Source organism: Nocardia sp. NPDC004582, assembly GCF_053602115.1.
In genome coordinates, this window is the sequence record NZ_JBSGCY010000238.1 from 1 (window position 1) to 5,407 (window position 5,407).

Genomic DNA, 5,407 nt, shown 5'->3' on the forward strand with positions numbered 1-5,407 from the left:
TTCGGTGGCGGCCTTCATCTTCACGATGCCGCCCGAGCCCGCCCCGGCCCAGCTTCCGGTCCCGGGCCTGACCGACGGTCCGGGCCGCCGCCGCGAGGTCAGCCTCGCCGGTGTCGCGGTGGGCGCGCTGGTCGTGGTGGCCGCCATCGGCATCACCCTGGGCTGGGGAACCCAAGTGCTGAGCCACGATTCGCAGCGCCCGGACGCGGTCACCAGCTCGGTGCCGACCAGCACCACCCGCCCGAGCGAACCGGCCACCGTCGCCCCCAGCACCACCGACGCCACCAACGAGGCGCTGGCCGGGCCGCCGCAGCCGCAGGCCACGACCACCACCACCGAGGCCCCCACCACCACGGCCGGCCCCAACACCATCACGCTGATCCCGGGTCTGCCGCCGGTGATCGTGCCCACCCTGCCCCCGCTCTTCCCGCCGGCTCCGGCGCAACAGCAGCAAGCACGCTGACACGCCGAGCCCGCCCCGTCGACTGCCAAAGAGGGGGCGGACCCGGTGGTTCCGGCGCGTGGCGCGCCGGTGCGAGGAAAGGCTGCGTTCAATCCTCGCTTCCCTGTCCCACCGCCAGAGCTGTCGTGATGATCGCCGACAGGGGTGGGAGTTTGGCGTCCCGGGCGGGCGGGCGCACCCAGTGGCAGCCCTCGCGGGTCCAGCGGCCGAGGCCGGTGGGGAGCATGACCGCGCTGCCCACCGCGGGAATGCCGATGTCGAGGCGGTCGAGGACCTCCATGATCTGGGCGCCGGGGCGCGAATCCGGTTCGGCCAGAAAGCTCCAGCGAATCTGGCGGGCCAGCATGGGTCCGCCGTGCTCGCGCTGTTGCAGTGCGCTGCGGACCTTTTCGGCTCGGGCGACCGGTAGGTGCACGACCGCGACCTGCGCGGTGACGGGCAGCATGACGAATCCGCCGCGCTCGGTGACCGGCAGCCCGAACTCGTGCCGGTAGTAGGAAACCCAGTCGTCGACTGTCCGGAGCTTGTCCGCGTTCACTTCCCCGCCTCCTTCCCCTGGTCACCAGGGTCGCGCGCCGGAGGCGGATGGGAAAACGCCCGCACACCCGCCTTGCACTGCCCTTCCGCCGCCACTATCGCGGCTGCGTATAAAGCCTGGTACCAGCTAGGTTTCGGCTGTGGCCGCGGCCACTTTCCGCTCGTACCCTGGAGTTCGGAGTTCGCTCGGAAGGGATGGCACCGTGGTACGGCACTGGTCAGGCAAAGAGGCCCGTGCCCTCCGTGATGCCAAACGCATGAGTATCCGGGAGTTCGCCGCCCATCTGGGCGTACACGAACGACTGGTCTCGAAGTGGGAGGCCGGGGGCGATCGGGTGCATCCCCGCCCGGTCAATCAGGCCGCCCTCGATACCTCCCTTGCCAGGTCCGACGATGTGGTGCGGGCACGGTTCGCGGCCTTGATCGACCAGCCCTCGAGTGGCCCCGCCGTTCCCGGTTTCGATGTGCGCCAAGGCGGTTCCGAGTTGTGGAGCGGCATGCCGGCGCAGGCCAGTTATTCCAGCGACGCGGAACTGCTGGCACTCGTCGACACGGGTGCGATGAGGGGCGATGCGTTAGCGGCGATTTCGGAGAGGGACTTGATCATGGCGGCTGCCCATGAAGCCAGCGAGCACGCCGGCCGGGCCGAGGGCACCAATGTGGGTGCCACCCTGCTGGAACAGCTCGATGCCGATGTCACGCGCATCGCCAACGACTACGTGCACATGCCTCCGGTGCCGATGATGGTGGAGATGTTGCGGGTGCGGCGGCGGGTGTACCGGTTGCTGGAAGGCCATCAGCGGCCGTCGGATACGGCGCATCTGTATCTCTTGGCGGGCACTTTGTCCGGTCTGCTGGCGAATGCCAGTACGGATCTGGGCTATTTCGACGCGGCCGGTGAACAGGCCAGGGCCGCATGGGCTTACGCCGAACTGTGCGAGCACAATCCGCTGCGCGCCTGGACCCGCGGCATGCAGGCGCTCATCGAGTACCGCTCCGAACGCCCGCGCCGCGCGGTGCTGCTGGCCCAGAGCGGCCAGCGCTACACCGAATCGGCGACCTCGAAGGTGCGGCTGCTGAACATCGAGGCCCGCATCTGGTCGCGGCTGGGCAGCGCCGCCGACACCGAACGCTGCATCCGCGCCGCCGACGAGGCCCGCGACGGCGAGTCCAGTGACACCCTGCACGACGACGTCGGCGGCGTCTTCGGCTTCAACCAGCCCAAGAGTCACTACTACGCGGGCGCCACCTACATCCACCTCGGGCAGGCCGGACCCGCGCTGGACGCCACTCGTCGCGCCATCGACCTGTACGTGAACGGCCCCACCGACAAGCGCTCCTACGGCGCGGAGTCGCTGGCCCGGGTCGACAATGCCGCCGCCCACCTGATCAACGGCAGCCTCGACGGCGCGACCGCGGCTCTCGAACCGGTGCTCGAGCTGGACGAGGACAAACGCATCGCCCAACTCGAGGAACGCCTGTCCGTGCTGCGCCGGCGCCTGGCCGGCCCGGAGTTCCGCGACGCCGGCGAGGCGCAGGACCTGGACGAGAGAATCGAGGAGTTCTGCGGCTCCACCGCCGCCCGCAGCGTGTTGCCGCCCGATACCTCGCGCTGAAAAAAGCTGGTTGCGGGCTAATGGCACCATTGACGGGGTGAGCCCTCAGAGTCACCCTTCGCATCGGTCCCCGCGCATGCTGGAGCAGTCCACCAAGCTCCAGAACGTTCTCTATGAGATCCGGGGGCCGGTACACGCGCATGCGGCGCGGTTGGAGGCCGAGGGGCATCGCATCCTCAAGCTGAACATCGGCAATCCCGCGCCGTTCGGGTTCGACGCGCCCGACGTGATCATGCGCGACATCATCGCGGCGCTGCCGTACGCGCAGGGCTACAGCGAGTCCAAGGGCATCCTGTCCGCGCGCCGGGCCATCTTCACCCGCTACGAAGTGGTGCCGGGCTTCCCGGAATTCGATGTGGACGACGTCTACCTGGGCAACGGCGTCTCCGAGCTGATCACCATCGTCATGCAGGCGTTGCTCGACAATGGCGACGAGGTGCTCATCCCCGCGCCGGACTATCCGCTGTGGACGGCGATGACCTCGCTGGCGGGCGGCACCCCGGTGCACTACCTGTGCGACGAGTCCAACGGCTGGCAGCCGGACATCGCCGATATGGAATCCAAGATCACCGACAAGACCAAGGCGATTGTCGTGATCAACCCGAACAACCCCACCGGCGCGGTGTACTCCGCCGAGGTGCTGCAGCAGGTGGTGGACCTGGCTCGCAAGCATCAGCTGCTGCTGCTGGCCGACGAGATCTACGACAAGATCCTCTACGACGACGCCAAGCACGTGTCGCTGGCCACGCTCGCGCCGGACCTGCTGTGCCTGACCTTCAACGGCCTGTCCAAGGCCTACCGGGTGGCGGGCTACCGCTCGGGCTGGCTGGTCATCACCGGTCCGAAGGATCACGCGGGCGGTTTCCTGGAGGGCATCGACCTGCTGGCCTCCACCCGCCTGTGCCCGAATGTGCCCGCGCAGCACGCCATTCAGGTGGCGCTGGGCGGGCATCAGAGCATCGACGATCTGGTGCTGCCGGGCGGGCGGCTGCTGGAGCAGCGGGATGTGGCCTGGCAGAAGCTGAACACGATTCCGGGTGTGTCGTGTGTGAAGCCGGAGGGCGCGCTGTACGCGTTCCCGCGGCTGGATCCGGAAGTCCATGAGATCCACGACGATTCGAAGCTGGTGCTGGATCTGCTGCTGCAGGAGAAGATCCTGATGGTGCAGGGCACCGGGTTCAACTGGCCGCATCACGACCATCTGCGCATCGTGACGCTGCCGTGGGCGCGGGATCTGTCGGTCGCCATCGAACGATTCGGCAACTTCCTGTCCAGCTACCGCCAATAGCTTCCGGGCGGAAATATCAACCGGTAGGGTTCATGGGGTATCCCGTGGGCCCTGCTGACCTGCGCTTATGCGGTTTTGTCCAGGAGTGGACACCCTTCCTCGCCGGGTGTGGCGCAGGTGGGACCCTGGCTAAAACAAACCGCTGGTACGAAAAAGTTGGGTTTTTAGAGACTTAGCTAGCGCAAAGAACGGACTTTTGTGTACAGTAGGCCACGGCACTTCGAGTGCCCGGCCGGACCGCCTACCCCCCCTGGGCCGTCCGGCCCTGGTTAGTCGGCCTACCCCCCCTGGGCCGCTGACCCCGGGCGGCGGAGACATCCCCCTGCTCTCCGCCGCCCCCTAAAAAATTCTCGCGATCGCGACCTTCTCACCTGGCAAAATGCCGAGACCTCTCAGCATGTCAAAAATGGTTTTCGTTTAGGCTCTCCGGGTGAGCGATCACCATCACCATCACCACGACCACTCGGGACCCATCGCGATCGGAGCCAACGCGGCCAAGGTCGTGATCGGACTGCTCGCGTTGATCGGGGTGGTGGTCGTGGCCGGACTGATCTGGCTCTGGCCCAGCGCTCAGCACATCGACATCCCCCTGCCCATGCAGAACGGCGGCGGCGGCGCGGTGCAGACCGAGGCCGGCACGGTGATCAAGCAGGACATCGGGCCCTGCGGCAGCGCCTCCAACGGCCGGGTCTTCAGTGACGAACCGCAGGCCCCGCGCGCCAACGGCTACACCTGCCAGCGCAGCATCGTGACCATCGACTCCGGGCCCAGCCAGGGCGAGAAGACGCTCTTCGAGATCGCGCCCGGACCCGGGCAACCCGATCTGCGCGCCGGCGACAAGATCCGCATCGTGCGCCAAGTGGATCCGAAGGCCGACAAGAACGCCGACCCCAGCCTGGTCACCACCTACTCGTTCGACGACTACGCGCGCGGACTGCCGCTGACCCTCATCGGCATCGTGTTCGCCGTCGTCATCATCGCGGTCGCGCGGTGGCGCGGACTGCGGGCGCTGCTCGGACTCGTGGTCGCCTTCGGCGTGCTGGTGGTGTTCCTGCTACCCGCGCTGCTGGACGGAAAACCCGCCATCCCAACGGCACTCGTCGCGGGCGCGGTGATCCTGTACGCGGTGTTGTATCTCGCGCACGGCGTGAATCTGCGCACCAGTTCGGCGCTGCTGGGCACGTTGTCGGCCATGGTGCTGGCGGCCGTGTTGTCCTGGGCGGCGCTGAAGATCACCCATCTGACCGGGTTCTCCGAAGAGCAGAACACCAATGTCGCGACCTATCTCCAGCACGTGAGCATCACCGGGCTGCTGCTCGCCGGGTTCATCATCGGCTCGCTGGGTGTGCTCAACGACGTCACCATCACCCAGGCGTCGGCGGCCTTCGAACTGGCCGCGCTGGACGAGAAGTCCTCGCGGCGCGGGATTTTCGCCGCGGCCATGCGCGTCGGGCGCGACCACATCGCCAGTACCGTCTACACCCTGGTGCTCGCCTACGCCGG

Annotated in this window: 4 protein-coding genes and 1 pseudogene; 4 read left to right on the forward strand and 1 reads right to left on the reverse strand. The window is 67.6% G+C overall.

The annotated features are described in order from the left end of the window. Positions 1 to 463 (forward strand): annotated as a pseudogene (locus ACWELJ_RS33045) (hypothetical protein); the annotation flags it as partial. A gap of 88 nt (positions 464 to 551) precedes the next feature. Here ACWELJ_RS33045 and ACWELJ_RS33050 read toward each other — a convergent pair. Then, entirely contained in the window at positions 552 to 1,001 is a 450-nt protein-coding gene (locus ACWELJ_RS33050) for a hypothetical protein (RefSeq protein ID WP_452370001.1), read from the reverse strand. Positions 1,002 to 1,257: 256 nt separating this feature from the next. Here ACWELJ_RS33050 and ACWELJ_RS33055 point away from each other — a divergent pair, with 256 nt between their 5' ends. The 3 genes from ACWELJ_RS33055 to ACWELJ_RS33065 all read left to right on the forward strand — a co-directional run. Beyond that, positions 1,258 to 2,616 (forward strand): XRE family transcriptional regulator, encoded by a 1,359-nt coding sequence (locus tag ACWELJ_RS33055; protein ID WP_452370002.1) that lies wholly within the window; start codon positions 1,258 to 1,260, stop codon positions 2,614 to 2,616. Positions 2,617 to 2,692: 76 nt separating this feature from the next. Then, positions 2,693 to 3,904 (forward strand): pyridoxal phosphate-dependent aminotransferase, encoded by a 1,212-nt coding sequence (locus ACWELJ_RS33060; RefSeq protein ID WP_452370004.1) that lies wholly within the window; start codon positions 2,693 to 2,695, stop codon positions 3,902 to 3,904. A 430-nt stretch (positions 3,905 to 4,334) separates the two neighbouring features. Beyond that, positions 4,335 to 5,407 (forward strand): YibE/F family protein (locus ACWELJ_RS33065; RefSeq protein ID WP_452370003.1); only part of this gene is annotated, 1,073 nt, incomplete at its 3' end.